We start from the raw sequence: 19,008 nt of genomic DNA, 5'->3' as shown, positions 1-19,008 counted from the left end.
AGCGATGAAGTCCCCGCTCGAATTCCTTCAGCCCCTGGGCCGCGCCCTGATGCTGCCCATCGCCGTCCTGCCGGTGGCGGGACTGCTGCTACGGCTAGGCCAGCCGGATCTGCTGAACATCGCCTTCGTGGCCGCGGCCGGCGACGCGATCTTCTCCAACCTGGGCCTGCTGTTCGCCATCGGTGTCGCCGTGGGCTTCGCCAAGGAGAACAACGGCGCGGCCGGCCTGGCGGGCGTGGTCTGCTTCCTGATCGCCACCGAGGGCGCCAAGGCCCTGCTGCACGTGCCGCCGGACGTCACGGCCGGTCTGATCAAGGCCCACGCCGACCTCGCCTCGGCCGCCTACAAGGCCAAGGCCCTGGCCAAGCTCAGCGTGCCGATCGGCATCGCCTCGGGCCTGATCGGCGGGATCTTCTACAATCGCTTCTCGACCTTCAAGCTGCCCGAATATCTGGCCTTCTTCAGCGGGCGGCGGTTCGTGCCGATCATCAGCGGCCTGGCCGGTCTGCTGATCGCGGTGCTGATCGGCCTGGGCTACGACGGCATCAATGGCGCGGTCGACGGGGCCAGCCGGGCCATCGTCGGCTCGGGCGAGACGGGCCTGCTGGTCTACGGCTTCCTGAACCGGATCCTGATCGTCACCGGCCTGCACCACATCCTCAACAACATCGCCTGGTTCGTGATCGGCGACTATCACGGCGCGACGGGGGACCTTCGCCGGTTCTTCGCCGACGACCCCAGCGCCGGCGGCTTCATGAGCGGGTTCTTCCCGGTGATGATGTTCGGCCTGCCTGCCGCCTGTCTGGCCATGTACCACACGGCCCGGCCGGAGAAGAAAAAGGCGGTCGGCGGCATGCTGACCTCGCTGGCCCTGACCTCGTTCCTGACCGGGGTGACCGAGCCGATCGAGTTCTCGTTCATGTTCCTGGCCCCGCTGCTCTACGCGGTGCACGCGGTGCTGACCGGCGTGGCCATGGCGGCGATGAACGCTCTGGACATCAAGCTGGGCTTCACCTTCTCGGCCGGGCTGTTCGACTATGTGCTGAACTTCGGCAAGGCGACCCATCCGCTGTGGCTGCTGCCGCTGGGGGCGCTGTACGCCGGGATCTATTACGGCCTTTTCCGCTTCTTCATCGTCAAGTTCGACCTGAAGACCCCGGGGCGCGAGGCCGACGACGTGGTGACCGCCGAGGCGGCGACCACCGGCGGCGGACGCGGGGCGGACTTCGTCCTGGCCCTGGGCGGCGCGGCCAACCTGGTGTCGGTCGACGCCTGCACCACCCGCCTGCGCCTGATCGTCGCCGACCAGGGCGCGGTCAACGAACCGGCTCTCAAGGCCCTGGGCGCGCGAGGGATCGTCAAGCCCTCGGACAAGGCGCTGCAGGTGGTGCTGGGTCCGATCGCCGACGGCGTGGCCGGCGAGATCCGCGCCGCCATGGCCGGGGGACCCGGCGCCGCGCCGGTTCCGGCCAAGCCCGCCGTCGCCAGGATCGCGGCGCCCGTCGCCCTGCCGACCGCCGCCGACGACGCCAAGGCCGAGGCCCTGGTCGGCGCCTTGGGCGGCCTGGCCAATGTCGAGGCGGTCGGGGCCTGTTCCAGCCGGCTGCGGCTGGTGGTCCGCGACAACGCCGCCGTCGACGAGGCGGCCCTGGCGGCCCTGGACTCGCGCGGCGTGGTTCGGGTCGGCGAGCGGTCCGTGCACGTGGTGCTGGGTCCAGACGCCGAGCGCATCTGCGAGGCCGTGCGCTGCCTGCTGCCGGCCTGACGAGGGCCGCGCCAGCAACGGTGAAGGGGTGAGGGAACCAGGGTGACGGACAGGTCGATCAACGACATCCTGATCGTCGGGGGCGGCACGGCCGGCTGGATGACGGCCGCCTACCTCGCCCGGCGTCTGGGCTCGACCCGGCCGGACGGGGTGCGTGTCACCCTGATCGAGTCCAGCGAGATCGGCATCATCGGGGTGGGCGAGGGCACGTTCCCGACCATCCAGAACACGATGCGCACGCTCGGCGTCGACGAGGCGCGGTTCCTGCGCGAGGCCGGGGCCGCCTTCAAGCAGGGCATCAAGTTCGTCGACTGGAAGACCGCGCCCAGGGACGGGGTCCACAGCCATTACTACCATCCGTTCGCCCAGCCCCGGCTGCTGAACGGCGGCCTGGACCTGGCGCCCTACTGGCTGATGGGCGAGGCCGGAGACATCCCGTTCTCCGACGCCGTCACCCTGCAGGACAAGGTCTGCGAGGCCATGCGCGGCCCCAAGCGGCGCGACGACCCGCAGTACGGCGGGCCGATGGCCTACGCCTATCATTTCGATGCGGGCAAGCTGGCGACCCTGCTGCGCGACGTCGGCAAGGCCACGGGGGTCCGGCATCTTCTGGGCAACGTGCTGGCGGTCAACAAGGCGGACGACGGCGCGATCGCCTCGGTGACGACCCGCGAGTATGGCGACCTGGCCGCCGACCTCTATGTCGACTGCACGGGCTTTGCCGGCGCCCTGATCGGCGAGGCCATGGGCTCGGCCTGGATCGACAAGGGCGACACGCTGTTCGTCGACCGGGCCCTGGCCCTGCAGGTCCCCTACGACCGGCCCGACGCCCCGGTGGCCACGACCACGATCTCCACCGCCCACGAGGCCGGCTGGACCTGGGACATCGGCCTGCCCGACCGCCGGGGCACGGGCTATGTCTATTCCAGCCGCCACACCACCGACGACCGCGCCGAGCAGGTGCTGCGCGGCTATGTCGGCCAGGCCGGCGACGGGCTGACGCCGCGACTGCTGAAGCTGAAGGTCGGCCATCGCCAGGCGCACTGGATCAAGAACTGCGTGGCCGTCGGCCTGTCCGGCGGTTTCCTGGAGCCGCTGGAATCCACCGGCATCGTGCTGATCGAGGCCGCCGCCTACATGCTGGCCCGCAACCTGCCGCGCCGGGGCGGTATGGAGGCGGCCGCGCGCCAGTTCAACGCGGCCATGACCGACCGCTACCTGCGAGCCATCGACTTCATCAAGCTGCACTACTGCCTCAGCCAGCGCACCGACAACCGCTTCTGGACCGACAACGCCGACCCCGCCTCGATCCCCGAGACGCTGCGGGACCACCTGGCGATGTGGAAGCACCGCCCGCCCAACGTGTTCGATTTCCCGAACCTGCACGAGAGCTTCAAGTACTTCAATTACCAGTACATTCTTTATGGCATGGGCTTCGAGACCCAGGTCGACCCGGCCGCCCACATCCATGGCGACCTGGCCCGGGCCGACTTCGCGCGGGTGCGGGAGGCGGGCCTGCGCGCCGCCGCCAGCCTGCCCGACCATCGCGCCCTGCTGACAGACGTCTATGCCCGCGGCTTCTCGACCAAGGCGCCCGACCTCGCCACGATCGAGGCCGGCGAGGCGCCCCGGCGGTGAGCGGGCTCGCCTTCGCGCCGGGTCCCGATCCCCGCGTCGAGGTGCTGCGGGTCGGCCGCGAGGCGCGCCCGGTGCTGGTCGTCGACGGCCTACTGACCGGCGCCGAAGACCTGGTCGCGTTCGCCGCCGACACGGCCGTGCTGGCTCCGGTCAAGGCCGCCGCCAACTTCTATCCCGGCGTCCGCGCCCCGGCGCCGCCCGGCTATGTCCAGGCGCTGGTCACCGCCCTGCGGCCGCATCTGGCGACGACGTTCGGGGCGCCGCCCGACGGCCGCGCCCACGTCACCTGCGCCCTGTCGATGGCGACCCTGCCGGCCGACCAGGCGAGCCTCGCCTAGCGGCTGCCGCACATCGACACCACCAACCCGCTCCAGCTGGCGATCCTGCATTACCTGTGCGGACCCCCGCACGGCGGCACGGCCTTCTACCGCCATCGGGCCACCGGGTTCGAGGCGATCGCTCCCGCGCGCGGCCCGGCCTATCTGGCGGCGGCGCGTCGCGAGATGGCCGAGAGCGACGGCGGCCAGGGCGGCTACGTCACCGCCTCCAATCCGCTCTACGAACAGACGGCCGTGGTCGCGCCGGTCTTCAACCGGATCGTGGTCTATGCCAGCAACCTGCTGCACGCCGGCGTGCTGGCCGACCGCCCGGCCAGCGCCGATCCGCGCGCCGGGCGGCTGACGGCCAACACCTTTTTCCGCCCAGAGCCCTGATCGCGCCCGGCGCCAACCTTGTCAGGCGCGAAGAACCTTCAAGTCACGGCAGACATGTCCAAGCGCCGGGCCGGCGAACGGCCTAGCCTCCGGCCCGAATCCGGCGGTCCCTCCGCCGGACCGGCGGAGCGGCGGGCATGACCAGATCTTCCAGCGACACGGACGGTGCCTCGCGGCGCGGCGTCGTGGCCAGCGGCCTGGGCCTGGCCCTCGCGGCCGCCCTTCCGTCCCTCGCGCCGGCCCCCTCGTCCGCGGCGACGCCCAAGGCTTCGCCCAAATCCCCAGGAGACACCAAAATGAGCAGCGGCTTCATCACCACCAAGGACGGCACGCAGATCTTCTACAAGGACTGGGGTCCCAAGACCGCCCAGCCGATCGTGTTCCACCACGGCTGGCCGCTCAGCGCCGACGACTGGGACAACCAGATGATGTTCTTCCTGGGCGAGGGCTTCCGGGTCGTCGCCCATGACCGCCGCGGCCATGGCCGCTCCAGCCAGACCGACACCGGCAACGAGATGGACACCTACGCCGCCGACGTCATCGCCCTGGCCGACCACCTAGACCTGAAGAACGCCGTCCATGTCGGCCACTCCACCGGCGGCGGCGAGGCCATCCACTACGCGGCCCGCGCCAAGCCCGGCCGGGTGGCCAAGGTGGTGCTGATCGGCGCCGTGCCGCCGATCATGGTCAAGTCCGACAAGAACCCCGGCGGCCTGCCGATCGAGGTGTTCGACGGCTTCCGCGCCGCCCAGAACGCCAACCGCGCCCAGTTCTTCCACGACGTCGCGGCCGGCCCGTTCTACGGCTACAACCGCCCGGGCGCGAAGGTCTCGCCGGCCACGGTCGAGAACTGGTGGCGCCAGGGCATGATGGGCGGCGCCAAGGCGCACTACGACTGCATCAAGGCCTTCTCGGAAACCGACTTCACCGAGGACCTCAAGGCGGTCGACCTGCCGGTGCTGCTGATGCACGGCGAGGACGACCAGATCGTGCCGATCGCCGACAGCGCCCTGCTCGGCATCAAGCTGGTCAAGCACGGCACGCTGAAGACCTATCCGGGCCTGCCGCACGGCATGTGCACCACCCACCCGGAGATCATCAACCCGGACCTGCTGGCCTTCATCAAGGCGTAGGCGTTCCGGAGCGCATGAAGGGGCGTCCGCCAGCGGCCGGCGCCTTTTTAGAGGTCCGCGACCGTCAGGATCACGAAGGCCCAGCCCGCCAGCGTCACGGCGCCGTCGGCGACCTGCGCCGCCCCGAACGCCGCGCCTTCGACCGACAGGCCGTCGGGCAGGGCGTAGCGCACCGTCTCGCGGCCGAAGTTCAGCAGCACCAGGATCCGCTCGCCCCGGCGGTAGGCGAAGACCTGTGGGTGGTCGGGGTCGAGGTCGCGGTAGTCGCCCTCGCGCAGGTCGGCGGACCCGCGCCGGAAGGCGATCAGGGCGCGGGTGTGGGCCAGCACCGAATCCGGCCGCCCGACCTGGTCCGCCGCGTTGATCGTCGCGGCGTTCGGATTGACCGCCAGCCAGGGCTTGCCCGTCGTGAAGCCGCCATGCGGGCCATCGGTCCACTGCATCGGCGTGCGGCTGTTGTCGCGGCCCATGGCCCGAGCGTTGGCCAGGTACTCTTCCTCCGGCACCCGGTGGCGCACGTCCCGCCAGCGGCCGGCCACCTCCAGGTCGTCGAAGTCGTCCAGGGTCCGGAACGGATAGTTGGTCATGCCCAGCTCCTCGCCCTGGTAGAGGAACGGCGTGCCGCGTTGGGTCAGGATCAGGGTGTTGAGGACCTTGGCGGAGCGCTCGACCCAGGCCGGGTCGTCGTCGCCGAAGTGCGAGACCGAGCGCGGGTTGTCGTGGTTGGACAGGAACACCGTGTTCCAGCCGAACGGCCCGGCCGCCTGGTCCAGCTCGGCATAGAGCGCCTTCAGCCGCGGCAGGGTCCAGGTCGTCTTGCGCCAGCCGTCGATGTCCATCCGCACGATGTCGAAATTGAACACCAGGTCCAGCTCGCGGCGGCGGCTGTCGACCAGGTCGCGGGCGTTCTCGGGGCGCAGGCCGAAGGCCTCGCCGACGGTCAGCGTGTCGTAGCGGTCCAGCACCTCGCGGCGCATCTCGCGCAGATAGTCGTGCAGCCTTGGGCCGGCGGCGTAGACGAACTGTGGCGCGTGCAGGTCCTCCGGCGCCAGGTCCGGCAGGCCGGGCGGCTTGGAGATGAACGGGATCACGTCCATCCGGAAGCCCGATACGCCCTTGTCCAGCCAGAACCGCATCAGGTCGTGGACCTCTGCCCTGACCTTGGGGTTCTCCCAGTTAAGGTCCGGCTGCTTGGCGGCGAAATAGTGCAGGTAGTACTGGCCCGAGCCCGGGTCGAAGGTCCAGGCCGAGCCGCCGAAGAAGGCGAGGTAGTTGTTCGGTGGGCCGCCGCCCGCCTTGCCGTCGCGCCAGATGTAGTAGTCGCGATAGGGGTTGTCGCGGCTCCGGCGGCTCTCGACGAACCAGGCGTGCTCGTCGCTGGTGTGGTTGACCACCAGGTCGATGATCAGCCGGATGCCCCGCGCCTTCATCCCGTCCAGCATGGCGTCGAAATCGGCCATGGTCCCGAACTGGGCCATCACCTTGCGGTAGTCGCGGATGTCGTAGCCGTTGTCGGCGTTGGGGCTGTCGAAGTGCGGGCTCAGCCACACCACGTCGACCCCCAGGGCCTTCAGATAGTCCAGCCGCGCGGTGATCCCCGCCAGGTCGCCCATCCCGTCGCCGTCGGTGTCGAGGAACGAGCGCGGATAGACCTGATAGACGACCGCGTCCTTCCACCAGGGACGGCGGCCGGGGACCGGCTCGGCGGGGAGTGTCGGTTGGTCATCGTGCACGAGCGGTTTCTCCCAGGCCTTGGCCCGGAGACGCTAACCGATTTTCGCGACGGGGTTAGTGGCGGAGAGAGTGTCCGCTGAGCGTATAGAAAAGCTCATAAATATGAGCGCCAGCCATCTTTGCCTTTGGATCTACTACGGCGCCCAGTGAAAGCTTGCTCCTGCTGAATTGCCGCGACGCGCCGTCAGCGCCCTTAAGTTATCCGCAGAACCTCATTGAGAATGTTCTTGTTGTAGGCATCGAGGTGGATTTTAGCGGCGGTCTTCTCAGCATCCGTAGCGGCGGCCGCGAGATCCTTTTTGGCGTCCTCAGCCTTCTTGCGAAAGCCCATGTCGCTGGTCAGCTTCAGGCCGTCGAGTATGGCGGCGACGGTGGCGTCGGCCCCGTCCTGCATGTTGAAGAACTGCTTGAGCACGCCGGCTGTCGCTATGGTGGGAGCGAAATCGGCCAGCGACTTGCGCGGCGCGCCGTCGAGGCTGACCACCACATAGGGATCATCGCCCGCATAGACGTTGCCGTCCTTGCCGATCAAACCCTTGGTCGGATTATAGGTCATGCCACTGGCGTCGAAGTGGCACAGTACACGGAAATCGGCGACCGGCGGCACCGAACCGGGGACGTCGAAATTCAGCTGGTCGTTGATGCTGAACGACGCCTTGCCGTCGGTCAGGGCGTCGGCCCAACTGGCGCCCGTCTTGATCAAGGCGCTGCCCGCCAGCAGATAACCCTGGGCCGGTATCAGCAGCGGGATCCCCGCAGCTAGTCCCAGCCCCTTGGCGATGGTCTCGAATAGGCCGCCGTCGAACTTGTCGAAGGCAATCTCGACGGAGAAGTAGAACGACTCGCTGACCACCGCCGGCGAATAAGCGACGACATTGGTGCCGTCCTCGAAGGTGGACGGAGCCTGGAAGCGGCTGTGCTGGCCGACGCCCTTCTTCAGATAATTTACCGCCCGGCTGCTGGCCGCATAGGTGCTGTAGTCTCGCAAGCCTGTGACCACGGCCATCGGCTTTCCACCCCCGCCGAGGAAACCCTTGGACGGGTATTTGCCCGTATAGACTTCGCGGATCAGGATGGTCAGGGGAAGGCCGATGCCGATAGGCGTGAAGGCCGCGGCGCCCGGCGCAGCTTCCAGCCCCCCCGGGCCGGCGAAGGCCGCGGCGAGGGGGTGGGTTGCAACGGACTCGCCCGCCTCGAGGCCGGACCGCGGCAGCTTGGCTGCTGCTTCGGCGAACGCCGCCTGGGTAAGCACCTTGTTTCCGAGAATCCGAAATGTCGCCACGGGACGCCCCTCCCTCGATCGTTGCAGTTCATCAAAGATCGACCTTAACTATAGTCTTGCGCAAGGAAATTTCTACCTTCACGATACGATCGCAGCTTTAGGATCGTTTTGAGGGCAAAAGTCATGGCTAGGACCGCGGCAGCGGGCGCAAATCCGCTGGAAGCCGGAGCGGCGCCATCAACGCCGCCTTCAACCACGCCACTGCCGCCCTTCACCGGGACCAAGTTCTCGCAGCTCAGAGAACGTTACGAGGTGCTTTGGAAGGGCTGCGTTGTGCGGCCGGAACGGGCGGCGCTGGTGGCCAAGGTTCGCGCCGCCGTGCTGAAGGGTCGGCCGCGCTACGACGCGGTGGCGTCAGCGACCGGCGCGCCCTGGTGGTTCATCGGCATCGTCCACGGGCTGGAGGGCAACTTCAAATTTAACACCCACCTGCATAACGGCGACCCGCTCGGCGTGCGCACTGTGCAGGTCCCGAGGGGCCGGCCGCCGGTGTGGAACCCGCCTAGCGACTGGGCCTCCAGCGCCATCGACGCCGTGACCTACGAGGGCTTCGCCCACCTGACCGACTGGAGCTTGGCCCGGTCACTCTTCCGCTTTGAGGGCTTCAACGGCTTCGGCTACTACGGCCGCAGCGTCAACTCGCCCTACCTGTGGAGCTTCTCCAACCAGTACCTTAAGGGCAAGTACAGCCACGACCATGGATACGACCCCGACCTGGTTTCGGAACAGTGCGGCGCGGCGGTGGTGCTGAAGGCCATGGTCGCCGCCGGCGATCTGGCCGACCCGGGCGTTGCACCATGATCCTCAACCCGCCCGAGACCGGCATCTTCCTGCGGGCCATGCAGCGCAGCCTCGATTGGGTGAGCTTGTCGAACATCCTGCTGTGGAACTTCGGGTTGAATCTCGGCAACATCGCCAACCGCAATGGAACCCTGGAGGAGCAGGTTCTCCAGACCTACCAGCGCTTTGCGATGCTGAACGAGGTGGAGCGGCTGGTCGCCGTGCTGCGCGACGCACGGCCGTCGGTCCCCGACTTCGCCCATGTGGCCGACCGCATGGGCTTCACCCAGCTGCCGGTGGAGGGGCTGGAGGCGTTGGTGCGGCCGGCGGGGACGCCTTTCCAGGATGTGGACTTCTTCCGCGCCACCCTTTCGATGCGCGAGCGGGCGGTCTGCCAGGTGGTGGGTTCGCTGACCGGCACGGGGACGCTGATCGCGCCTGGCTATGTGTTGACCAACGAGCATGTGGTGACCCGTGATCTGGCGGCGGACGGCAGTCTGACTGGCGCCGTCGTCTGCGTATTCGACAAGAAGAAGGGTCCGAACGGCTATGTCACCCCCGAAACCCGCGTGGCGGTAAAGCGGGTGCTTGCGACCAGCACGCACGCCCCGACCGACGAAAGTCCCGGTCCGCTGACCGAGGCGTCGGACGCGCTGGACTACGCGCTGCTAGAGCTGGAGCGAAAGATCGATGAGGAGGCGGTCGCCGCCGGCGGCGACCCGCGCGGCTTCGTGAAGCTCAGTGACGCCGCCCCCGTGCCGCAGGTGGCCGACGGGCTGATCGTGCTGCAGCATCCCGATGATCTGCCGATGAAAATCGACCTGGGGTCGGTCAAGCAGGTTGGTGAAACCCGCCTGCGCCACAGCGTCAACACCATGAAGGGCTCGTCCGGCGCGCCGGTGTTCGACGCCGGGCTGAACATGGTGGCTGTCCATCACGCCGGCCATCTGGACTGGCCTCCAGCCACGTTGGGTTACAACCAGGCCATTCCGATCGGGGTCATCCTGGCCAGCCTGCGCGCGAAGGGCGTGACGATCTAGATGCTGCTGAAGGACGAAAAGCGGGCGGTGCTGAGCTGGACCGCCGACATGCAGCCCGACTTTTTCCGGCTCTTCCTGGCCAGCGAAGGCGTGCCGGACATTCCGGTGCTGGCCGGTATCAACGCCACCATGCTCGCCGTCGCCGTCGCCTTCGCGGCCTGGCTGGACGCCAACGCCGATTGCGCCCCGGACGTGCTGACGGCCGCCGCCGCCCTCACCCCGGCGCGCGCGGAGGCGGCGATCATGGCCGCCGCGGGCGTGCGACTTGCGTCCATTATCCAGAAGCTTCAGGCTGCCGGGCCGCCGTACGAAGCCTGGCTGGCGGCCGGCGTGCCGATGGTCAATCGAAAGCCGCTCCGCCAAATCCTCAAGGATGCGGCCCACGAAAACGACGTTCGCGTGGCGGTGGTGCGCGGCGACCGGGGTCTGGGACGCACCCACTCCTGGCACCTGATCGAATATGTCGCCCGCACCACCGGGGCCGCCAAGCTGGTCAAGGCCGACCTGATCTCGCCGGTGCTGGAAAAGCGCACCGCAAAGGAGCTGTTTCTCCTCCTGGTCGAAGAGCTGAAGGTGGGTCGTGACCCGGACAGGACGCCGACCAGCGACGGGGTGACGGCCACTACCGAGGGCGAGCGGTTCGGGGCGGAACTGGCTCGGCGGATCAACGAGGCCTCCGAAGACTGGCCCAGGCCGGTGTGGCTGGTGTTCGACAACATGGACCGCGAGGGCGTGCCGGAGGCGGTCAAGCGACTGGTGGCCGACCTAGCGCAGAGGCGGCTGAACAACGACTTTACTCGCTGCGTCATCTTCGTGCTGGCTCCCGATCCGATCATCGACATCAGCGATCCCAACGCCCTGTCGCGCACGGATGCGCTGGGCGAGTTCCAGGCCTGGGAGATCGAGGCGACGATCAAGGGGGTCAATGCCCTGGCCGAGGCGACCACTAAACTCAGCGACGCCGATCTCTCCGCCCTCAGCGCCGAGGTCTGCGCCCTAACCCAGACGCTCAAGGGCCGCGACCTTTGCGATGCCGTGCGCAAGCGGTTGGTCGACCTTCGCGTGAAGGTGGGAGCGTGAGCGCCCTGGAAACCTCACCGGCGGCGGACCCGCCGCTGGCCTGGGCCGCCGACGGGCCAGCACGGGACCTGTGGGGCGCGGCGGCGGTGCGGGAACGCTTCCGCACCAGCGAGTTGCTGGACGCCTGGCTGCGCGATCACGCCCCGACGGATCCGGACGCACGGATGGCCGCCATGGAGGCGGCGTTGGATTTGGAGCAGGCCTCGATCGCCGCCCAGGGCGCCGACGGGGGCCCGGCCCTGCGTCTGCCCAGCGTCCAGCGTTTCCAGGTGCTGCAATCGCTGGGGCCGGACGCCACGCGCGCGCTGGTGGAGACCCTGCCCGATGGCGACGTCACGCTTAGCGAATCCCTGCTCAAGACTATGCTGAGCGACGGGGCCGTCGAGCCCGACCCCACCGACCGCGACCAGTTGACCGCCCTGGCCACCGTCGGTGAGTGGGCGGGGGCGGCCGGCGCGCCGCCGGGCTTTGACCCCTCGACGCTGCATGCGCAGGTGGCGGAGCTGAATTTCCTGCGCGGCATGGGCGGGCCAGACCTAGACCGGTTCGTGGGCCGTGCGACGCAGCTGAGCCAGCTGAAGGAGACCTGGGACGCGCCCTGGATCGGGCCGGTGCTGGTCGATGCGCCGGGCGGCATGGGCAAGTCCATGCTGGTCAGCCGGTTTGTCGCCGATCGGTTGACGGAGCCGCCCGGCGGGCGGCCCCACGCGGTCTTTCACCTGGATTTCGATCGCCGGGACCTGCAGCGGGCGGGCCTCGCGACGATGATCGCCGAACTGCTGCGCCAGGCTGAGCGCTGGATCGGCGAAGAAGACAGAGGGCGGCTGGCGGACCTGCGCCAAGCCTATCGCTTCGCGGAGCAGGGCTCCAACCTGGAGACCTTCGGGGCTTCGCGGGGCGAGGGCGCGCGGACGCACGAGGACACCCTTCGGGAGCTCTGCGACATGCTGGGGCGAAAGGAGCAGGCGCGCATCGTGCTCTTCATCGACAGCTTCGAGCAGGTGCTGGGTTTCGACGACGAGACCGCCCGCCACCCCGGGACACTGGCCAGCATGATGCGTCGTGAGCGGGCCAAGGTGTTCGACATCTATGCCTCCCGCGATTTCGGCCCGGTCCTCGACGTGACCTTCCAAGTCGGCAGGCCAATCCTCGGCGAGGCGCCGGTGCGCGCCCGAGCGTCACTGGGCGTCTTCTCCACGAGCGAGGCTCTGCAACTGTTGGCCGGGGAGGCCGCGCGGCTGGGCGTCAAGCTGGACGAAGCCAAGGCGCGCGCGGCCCTGCGCGTGGTCGGCCGCTCGCCTCTGGCCGTGCGGCTGGCCGCCATCCTGATCGAGAAGGAGGGGCCGGACTTCGACGCCGCCGTCTGGGCCAGGAGCCTGCGGGGCTCGTCCGAACGCATCCAGGCCGCGCTCTACGACCGCATCCTGCTGCGGCTGCACGATCCCGACCTGCAACGGCTGGCCAAGCCGGGCCTGCAGCTGCGCAGGCTGACGGTCGAGGTGATCGAGCGGGTGCTGGCCGGGGCGTGCGGCATCGACTTGAGGCAGGTTTCGGGCCAGGCCCTTATGGAACGAGCGGCCAGGGAGGGCCAGCTCTTCATCGCTGACCCCGACGATCCAAGCGCCCTCTGGCATCGACCGGACGTGCGCCGTCTGATGCTGCGGGACTTCGACCGGATCACCGCAGACCAGGCGCGGGCGGTGAACCGCGCGGCGCTGGACTACTACGACGGTCAGACAGGCGTAGCGGCGCGGACGGAAGCTCTCTATCACGCCCTGCGGCTGAACCTGCCGGAGCACGAGATCGGTGGGCGCTTGGGAGGCGAGCCCGCCGAGCGGCTGAAGAACGCCCTGACCGAGTTTCCCGCCGCCGCGCGCCGCCTGCTGCGCCGGCGGCTGGGAGGTGTTGCCCTGGCGGATGTGACCGACCTTGGCGCCTCGCCGTCGCGCTATCCCGCGCGCTTTGACGATCTCGACGCCGCACGGGCCCTCCTCCAACGCCAGACGCATGACAGCGCCGCGCGCGCCGCAACGCTGGAGTTCATGGAGATCAACGAACTGGCCCGGCTCGACGGGCCGGCGGGCGATCTCTACGCCGAAGCCCTGGTCGCGGAGGGAAGGATTAACCGCCTTATCAGGGAAGCGGACCGTCTCTCGCGCTGGATCGATTTCGATATGCCAGTTCAATGGGCGGACGTGCGGGCGGCCGTCTTCGCCACCGTCGCCGGCGCTCTAGAGGGCCTGGGCGACCTGCATGCGGCGCTTGAGGACTGGCGGGTTTCCGAAGCCTTTTCGGCCAACGGAACCTACGCTCCACACAACACCCTCGCGGCGGTGGTCGGCCAGATTCGCGTCACGCGAAAGTGGAAAAACCCGAGCCTCGCCGGTCCTTTGAGGCAGCTGGACGAAGCGCGAATAGCGTCTCTCAAGCGCGCCACGGTGTGGTTGGACGTCCTCGGGGACCCCGTTCGCGAGCGCCCCGTGCTGGCGCGGGAGTGCGTGGCGGAAGTTTCTGAATTGCTTCTCTGGCCGACTGAGCGCGCGCCGATCGTCGATCCAAGTCTGCGGCCGATCAGGGAAATTCTGGATTGGCTCGTCGGCGCCGGCGAAGCCTTCCCAAGTATACGCATCGACCCTGGGCGTCTGACAACGATCGCTGTGGCGCTCGGGATGGAACCCGACACTTCCTTCCGTAACATGATCAACACGCAGATGAAGCGGCTCTACGACAGCGACGGCCTTAGCCGCTTGATCCCGGTCTTGCAGGACGAGGTGGATTGGACGCTCAAGCGCGCCGTCACCGGGCCGTTTGTCCGACGTCAGACCGATTGATCCCGGGCGTGGACATAGAAGCCCACGCCACCGCGAAGCATACGGTCATCGCTTCGGCCGTCCCGACATCACCCCCTACCGTGGAGATACCGATGCCTAGCCGAGACGAATGGAAGACCCGTTGTGAGGCGGAGATCGGCAAACCCTATATCTGGGGCGCCTCTGGGCCGGACTCCTATGACTGCTCAGGTTTCGTTCAGTGGGCGCTGGGGCTGTTGGGGCTGGACCCGGCGGGGGATCAGACGGCGGAGGGGCTCTACCGCTATTTCCGCAGGGCCGGCCATGCCACTGCGGTGAGCGACGCTCAGGCGGATCTGGGCGACATTGTCTTCTACGGCGGCGAGGAGGCGGTGAGCCACATCGCTCTGGCTTGGGGCGGCCTGAATATACTGGAGGCCGGCGGCGGCGGCCATACCACCACCACGCCGGCGGCGGCGCACGCCGTCCACGCCGAGGTGCGTATCAAGCCCATCCACCGGCGGGCCGACCTGGTCGCCATCTTGCGGCCCACGGCCCTGACCTGGACGCGCGCGCACGGCCTGGAGGCGGCGGAAGCCTTCGGGCGCTATCAGCCCGAGCAACCGACAACCACCTGGCTGCAGGACGGGCGCAACATGCAACTGAACGCCCCCTTCGGTTACATCCAGCAGAACGGCCGCGAATGGCCGGTACCGGCGGAGGCCATTGTCGATGGCGCCTCCATCCCACAGGTGTTCTGGAGCCTGATCGGAGGTCCATTGGAGGGCAAATACCGCTATGCCTCCGTCGTCCACGACTACTATTGCGACGTCAAGAGCCGCACCTGGCCTGACACCCACCGGGTGTTCTACGACGGTATGATGTGCAGTGGCGTCAACCCAGTCAAAGCCAAGGTTATGTACTACGCTGTCTACCGTTTCGGCCCCCGGTGGGAATTGTCCAAGGTCGCCGCCGCGCCGGGACTGGAAAGCTTCGGCGACGAGACCGCGGAGGTCGCCACCCCCATTCCCGTGGAAGCCTTCGACCCGGAGAGCTTCGCTGCGGACGTCAAGATCATCCAGGAGACCGACCCCAACCCCGCCGTCATCGAGGCCCTCGCTCGCGCCCGGGCGCCTTTGAATGCATGAATTTGCGGGCGCTTCTTGGTTTCCGGGAATTTAGGAAGGTCGGATTGGCCTTTGCCCATTCATGGCCAGTTCGACTCGACCATTTCGCAGCCCGTGGACGCTGAGCACGTCAAACAGCACCGAGCGCCGGCCGGCCATGCAGACCTGCGGATCGACGGCGATGGGTCGCAGGCCGGCGCTTACGGCGCGGGTTGAACAAGTTGACTCATCGTCGGAGTCCGGCCGCGATTTTCATTCGCCGCGCGATGATCTGTAAAATATGGATTCGCTCGACCACGCAGTAGGCTACGGCCAATATGATCTCACAGAAGCCTTCGCCGTCGTTGCGGCCGGCGCATCGCTCCGAGGCTTGCCTGCTGCCGATTAGTGCCGAAGCGCTCCTGCCTTTGTGCGTCAACCAAAGCCTCGGCTGCAGCGAGGCGCCCTCACGCGGCCCGCTACAAAAAAATCACGTGCCCGCAATCTGAACGTCCGGTTCTTGGAGGCGCGCCAACGTCGGCTCCTGGCGCTCCGTTACCGTTCCCCTGTCAGGAGGCCTTGGATGAGCGAAGCGCCAGGGTCGCCTCGTCATAGCTGACGGCGTTGGCGACCGCCTGGATGACCCGCAGGAGTTCTCGGATATCGATGGGCTTGGCGATGACGTCATTCATCCCAGCGGCCATGTAGCTCGCGACCTGATGCACCATCGCGTTGGCGGTCAAGGCGACTATGGGCGCCGCTTTGCGTCCGGACTCGGCCTCCAATTCACGGATGCGTCGCGTTGCAGAGGGGCCGTCCATCAGGGGCATCTGGATATCCATCAGGATCAGGTCCCAATCGCCGGTTCGCCATGCCTCCACGGCCTTCAGGCCGTCATCCACCACCGTTACGGTCAGATCGAACTGGGCGAGCAAGGTCTTCAGCACCAGTTGGTTGATGGGATTGTCTTCCGCAGCGAGTATCCGGAAGCCTTCGGAAATGGGGGACGACTCAGCAGCGTCCAGGGACCTCTGTTGCGCCTCCGCAACGCCCGGGAGGAACTCGAGCGGCAGCCTGACCTCAAAGGTGGTCAACCCGCCAGGCTGGCTGACCACGTCGATCGCGCCGCCCATGGCCGAACACAACTCCTTGCAGATCGCCAGGCCCAGGCCCGTGCCGCCGAACTTTCGCGTGGTCGAGGAGTCGGCCTGAACGAAGGGCTCGAACAATCTGCCGGCCTGCTCGGCGGAAATGCCGATCCCCGTGTCGGAGACGCGAATGAGGACATCTCCGTCGCACCGATCGATCGAGACCCTCACCTCACCCTCGGCGGTGAACTTCACGGCATTGGAGATCAGATTGTAGAGAATCTGGCGGATCCGGGCGGAGTCACCGAGGTAGCTGCCACATGCGGCTGGGGTCACAGCAACACCGAAGGAAAGCCCCTTGTTGTTCGCAAGGCCGGTAAAGGCGCTGTGGGCGCCGAGCGCCAGGGTCTCCAGATCGAAGGGCGCGGCTTCCAGATCCAGCTTGCCCGACTCGATCTTCGAGATGTCCAGAATATCGTTGAGGATGGCCAGCAGCGACTCTCCGGACTGGCGGATCACATCCAGGCGATCTTTTTGCGCGTCCGACAGGACGCTGCGCTCCATGGCCTGGGCCATGCCCAATACGCCGTTCAGGGGCGTGCGGATTTCGTGGCTCATGACCGCCAGGAACTGGCTTTTCGCAATGCTGGCCGCCTCCGCGCTCTCCTTCGCCACAAGGAGTTCGTCATAGATGCGCGTGCTCTCCTCGATCTTCAGGGTCAGAGCGGCGTTGGCGGTGGTCAATTGCGTCTGGCTCGATCTCAGGCCTTCCCGAGCGCCATCCAACCCGAGAGCGGCGGTCGCCACCTCTTCCTGAAGGCGGTTGAAGCTAAGAGCCATTTCGCCAAATTCGTCGCGCGACGACACCGGCAGGGGTGTGAAATTGGCCTCCACATAGGCCGCGTCGAGGTCGCCGCGGCCGAGCGCGGCCATGGCGTTGGAAAAGTCCTGCATCGCGCCCGTCGTCAGCAGGCGGGCGCGGTCGGAGATCTGCAGGGCGTAGTGGCTGATGATGCCGGGAAGGACCAGCCCGACCGCCAGCGTCAGTATCGCCACGGCGACGAAGATGTCCTCCAGGGCGGTCGGCAGTGCGCCGCCGTGCTTGCCCAGGGACTGCACGGCCAGGAGATAGCCTGCTCCATCGAGCATCAGGACCAGCAGCATCGCACCGGTGAGCGTCAGATTCAGGCTGGCCTGGAACACCGGGACCCCCTGAGCCAGCCGGTCCTCGATCTTGCGCCAGGCGTAGAAGGCGGCCCCGGCATAGGCCATGGCGAGCCCCAGAAGGACCGTCGGCATGCCGAACTGCTGGAAGCCGAGAATGGCTGCGAGAAGCCAGACGCCCGAGGCTGCGAGCCCCAGCCCTATGGTCCCGCGCGGGGCCCTGTAGGGGCGCGCGAGGTTCGGGGCGTCCTTGCGCAGCAACCAGGCCGCGATATTCGACAGGCAAAGGCTGATCAGGTAGGTGAAATTGGCGGCGGCGATGAGCCAGATCGGATCTCCGATCAGCAGAAGCGCGATCGCCATGGCGGCGGTCAGCAGGGTCGCCGCCCAGGGACAGTCGTTTTTCGACCGCAGCCCCAGAAACCGCGGCAGCACGCCATCCTCGCTGAGCTGCGACAGGGTTCGGGAGGCGCCGGCCAGCGGCTGGAGCGTCCCGTGGAACATGTTGAACATCATGAAGCCGATCGCGACGGCCTTGCCCGCGCTGCCGAACAGCGGGGCGTAGATCGGGCCCAGCGACAGGGCCAGGTCCCTGCCCAGAGGGGCCGGGCCCAGGGCGCCCAGCCACACCACGGGAAGCAGGATGAAGAACACCGCCGCCATCGCCCCGCTGGCGAAGACGGCGCGCGGCACGTTCCGCTCCGGCGACTTCGTCTCCGCGACGTGACAGGTCGCGGCCTCGAAAGCCGGCGCGGCGAATCCTATGAGATAGAGGCCGGCCATGATCGAGGTGAGGCCGCCGAACCAGCCCGCGAAGGGCGTCACCAGAGAGAAGTTCGTCGCCTGCCGCCAGTCGACGTGCCCCGAGAACACCGGAATGAGCACGGCCAGGAACGCCAGGACCGCGGACACCGCCCCGATCGAGATCGCCAGGCCGTTGACGGCCTTCAGGCCGCACAGATTGACCGCGGTGAAGAACGCCACCAATGCGCAGGCGATCACCGCGATGGGTATGCCCGGCAAGATCCATTGGTGGATGGCGGACGCCGAGAGGAGCGCGGTCAGCCCGCAGGTCGGAACCCAGCCCCACCAATAGCAGACGCCGGTGAGGGCGGAGAGGACGGGGCTATAGGGCTTGAAGGCCTCCGTGCAGGCCGCGCCGATGCCGCCTACCCTATGCTTGGATATCAGCACCAGTTCCACCCAGGCGGGGGCCGCGGCCCAGCTCAGGAAAAGCCCCACGATCATCAGCGGCACGGCCGCGCTTCCCTGGCCGAGGATGTTTCCCTGTCCGACGAAGAGCGCGGCGATGAGAAACAGGCTTTGATTGCTGCCGCCCATGGCCAAAGCGCTGGTGCCGATCCACCCCAGAATCGGGGGATGCGGTTTGGCGGGAATCTCAGAGGCCCCGTGAGCGGGATGGGCTGCTTGGCCGAGTTGAAGAGATTTCACTGAGCACCTCAGAGATCGAATATCTCATCAGTACCTGTCGAAACCCTGCCCCTAATTAACCTCGTCTGCGGCATATCGCCTTTAATCTCGCTCGAAAATTGCCGCGAGAGAGGCGGAAAGTAATCTGTTCCGCGTTCTTTCTCGGGTCTTGCTGGCTTGGACTAGACCGTGCAGCGAAGGTCCGCCTCTTGGCGTCGCGGCAGCGTTGGCTCGTGGCGCGACCCGGCCGGCCATGCAGACTTCC

General features: G+C 67.5%; 11 protein-coding genes and 1 pseudogene. 9 read left to right on the top strand and 3 right to left on the bottom strand.

The annotated features are described in order from the left end of the window. Positions 1-4: 4 nt before the first annotated feature. From nagE to J2X41_RS17785, 4 genes and pseudogenes are all read left to right on the top strand, one after another. A complete protein-coding gene (nagE, locus tag J2X41_RS17800; RefSeq protein ID WP_310083751.1) occupies positions 5-1,765 on the top strand; it encodes an N-acetylglucosamine-specific PTS transporter subunit IIBC in 1,761 nt (586 codons plus the stop codon). A gap of 42 nt (positions 1,766-1,807) precedes the next feature. After that, on the top strand, positions 1,808-3,403 hold the full coding sequence (locus J2X41_RS17795; RefSeq protein ID WP_310083749.1) for a tryptophan 7-halogenase: 1,596 nt from the start codon (positions 1,808-1,810) through the stop codon (positions 3,401-3,403). Next, a pseudogene (locus J2X41_RS17790) lies at positions 3,400-4,116 on the top strand (DUF6445 family protein). Before J2X41_RS17795 ends, J2X41_RS17790 begins: the two are co-directional and overlap by 4 nt. Positions 4,117-4,412: 296 nt before the next feature. Beyond that, positions 4,413-5,249 (top strand): alpha/beta hydrolase, encoded by an 837-nt coding sequence (locus J2X41_RS17785; protein WP_310083870.1) that lies wholly within the window; start codon positions 4,413-4,415, stop codon positions 5,247-5,249. A 47-nt stretch (positions 5,250-5,296) separates the two neighbouring features. On the opposite strand, the gene J2X41_RS17780 is transcribed toward J2X41_RS17785, so the two are convergent. Both J2X41_RS17780 and J2X41_RS17775 read right to left on the bottom strand, forming a co-directional pair. After that, positions 5,297-6,982 carry an alpha-glucosidase gene (locus J2X41_RS17780; RefSeq protein ID WP_310083747.1) on the bottom strand — a complete coding sequence of 562 codons (1,686 nt, stop codon included), beginning with the start codon at positions 6,980-6,982 and terminating at the stop codon, positions 5,297-5,299. A 194-nt stretch (positions 6,983-7,176) separates the two neighbouring features. Further along, entirely contained in the window at positions 7,177-8,265 is a 1,089-nt protein-coding gene (locus J2X41_RS17775) for a hypothetical protein (RefSeq protein WP_310083743.1), read from the bottom strand. A 123-nt stretch (positions 8,266-8,388) separates the two neighbouring features. Between J2X41_RS17775 and J2X41_RS17770 the strand changes: the two genes are divergently transcribed. The 5 genes from J2X41_RS17770 (at position 8,389) to J2X41_RS17750 (ending at position 15,102) form a co-directional block, all read left to right on the top strand. Continuing rightward, positions 8,389-9,066 carry a hypothetical protein gene (locus J2X41_RS17770; RefSeq protein WP_310083740.1) on the top strand — a complete coding sequence of 226 codons (678 nt, stop codon included), beginning with the start codon at positions 8,389-8,391 and terminating at the stop codon, positions 9,064-9,066. Next, the gene (locus J2X41_RS17765) at positions 9,063-10,085 is read left to right on the top strand and encodes a serine protease (protein WP_310083737.1); all 1,023 of its coding nucleotides are present in this window, start codon (positions 9,063-9,065) and stop codon (positions 10,083-10,085) included. Before J2X41_RS17770 ends, J2X41_RS17765 begins: the two co-directional genes overlap by 4 nt. Continuing rightward, a complete protein-coding gene (locus tag J2X41_RS17760; protein WP_310083734.1) occupies positions 10,086-11,165 on the top strand; it encodes a hypothetical protein in 1,080 nt (359 codons plus the stop codon). Continuing rightward, entirely contained in the window at positions 11,162-13,996 is a 2,835-nt protein-coding gene (locus J2X41_RS17755) for an AAA family ATPase (RefSeq protein WP_310083732.1), read from the top strand. Before J2X41_RS17760 ends, J2X41_RS17755 begins: the two co-directional genes overlap by 4 nt. 92 nt (positions 13,997-14,088) lie before the next feature. Continuing rightward, positions 14,089-15,102 (top strand): DUF1353 domain-containing protein, encoded by a 1,014-nt coding sequence (locus J2X41_RS17750; protein ID WP_310083729.1) that lies wholly within the window; start codon positions 14,089-14,091, stop codon positions 15,100-15,102. A gap of 527 nt (positions 15,103-15,629) precedes the next feature. Here J2X41_RS17750 and J2X41_RS17745 read toward each other — a convergent pair. Beyond that, positions 15,630-18,764 carry an amino acid permease gene (locus J2X41_RS17745; RefSeq protein ID WP_310083726.1) on the bottom strand — a complete coding sequence of 1,045 codons (3,135 nt, stop codon included), beginning with the start codon at positions 18,762-18,764 and terminating at the stop codon, positions 15,630-15,632. Between the last annotated feature and the right edge of the window lie 244 nt (positions 18,765-19,008).

This window comes from Caulobacter sp. BE254, from assembly GCF_031457295.1.
GTDB lineage: Bacteria > Pseudomonadota > Alphaproteobacteria > Caulobacterales > Caulobacteraceae > Caulobacter.
This window is presented reverse-complemented; position numbering and strand designations above follow the sequence as displayed.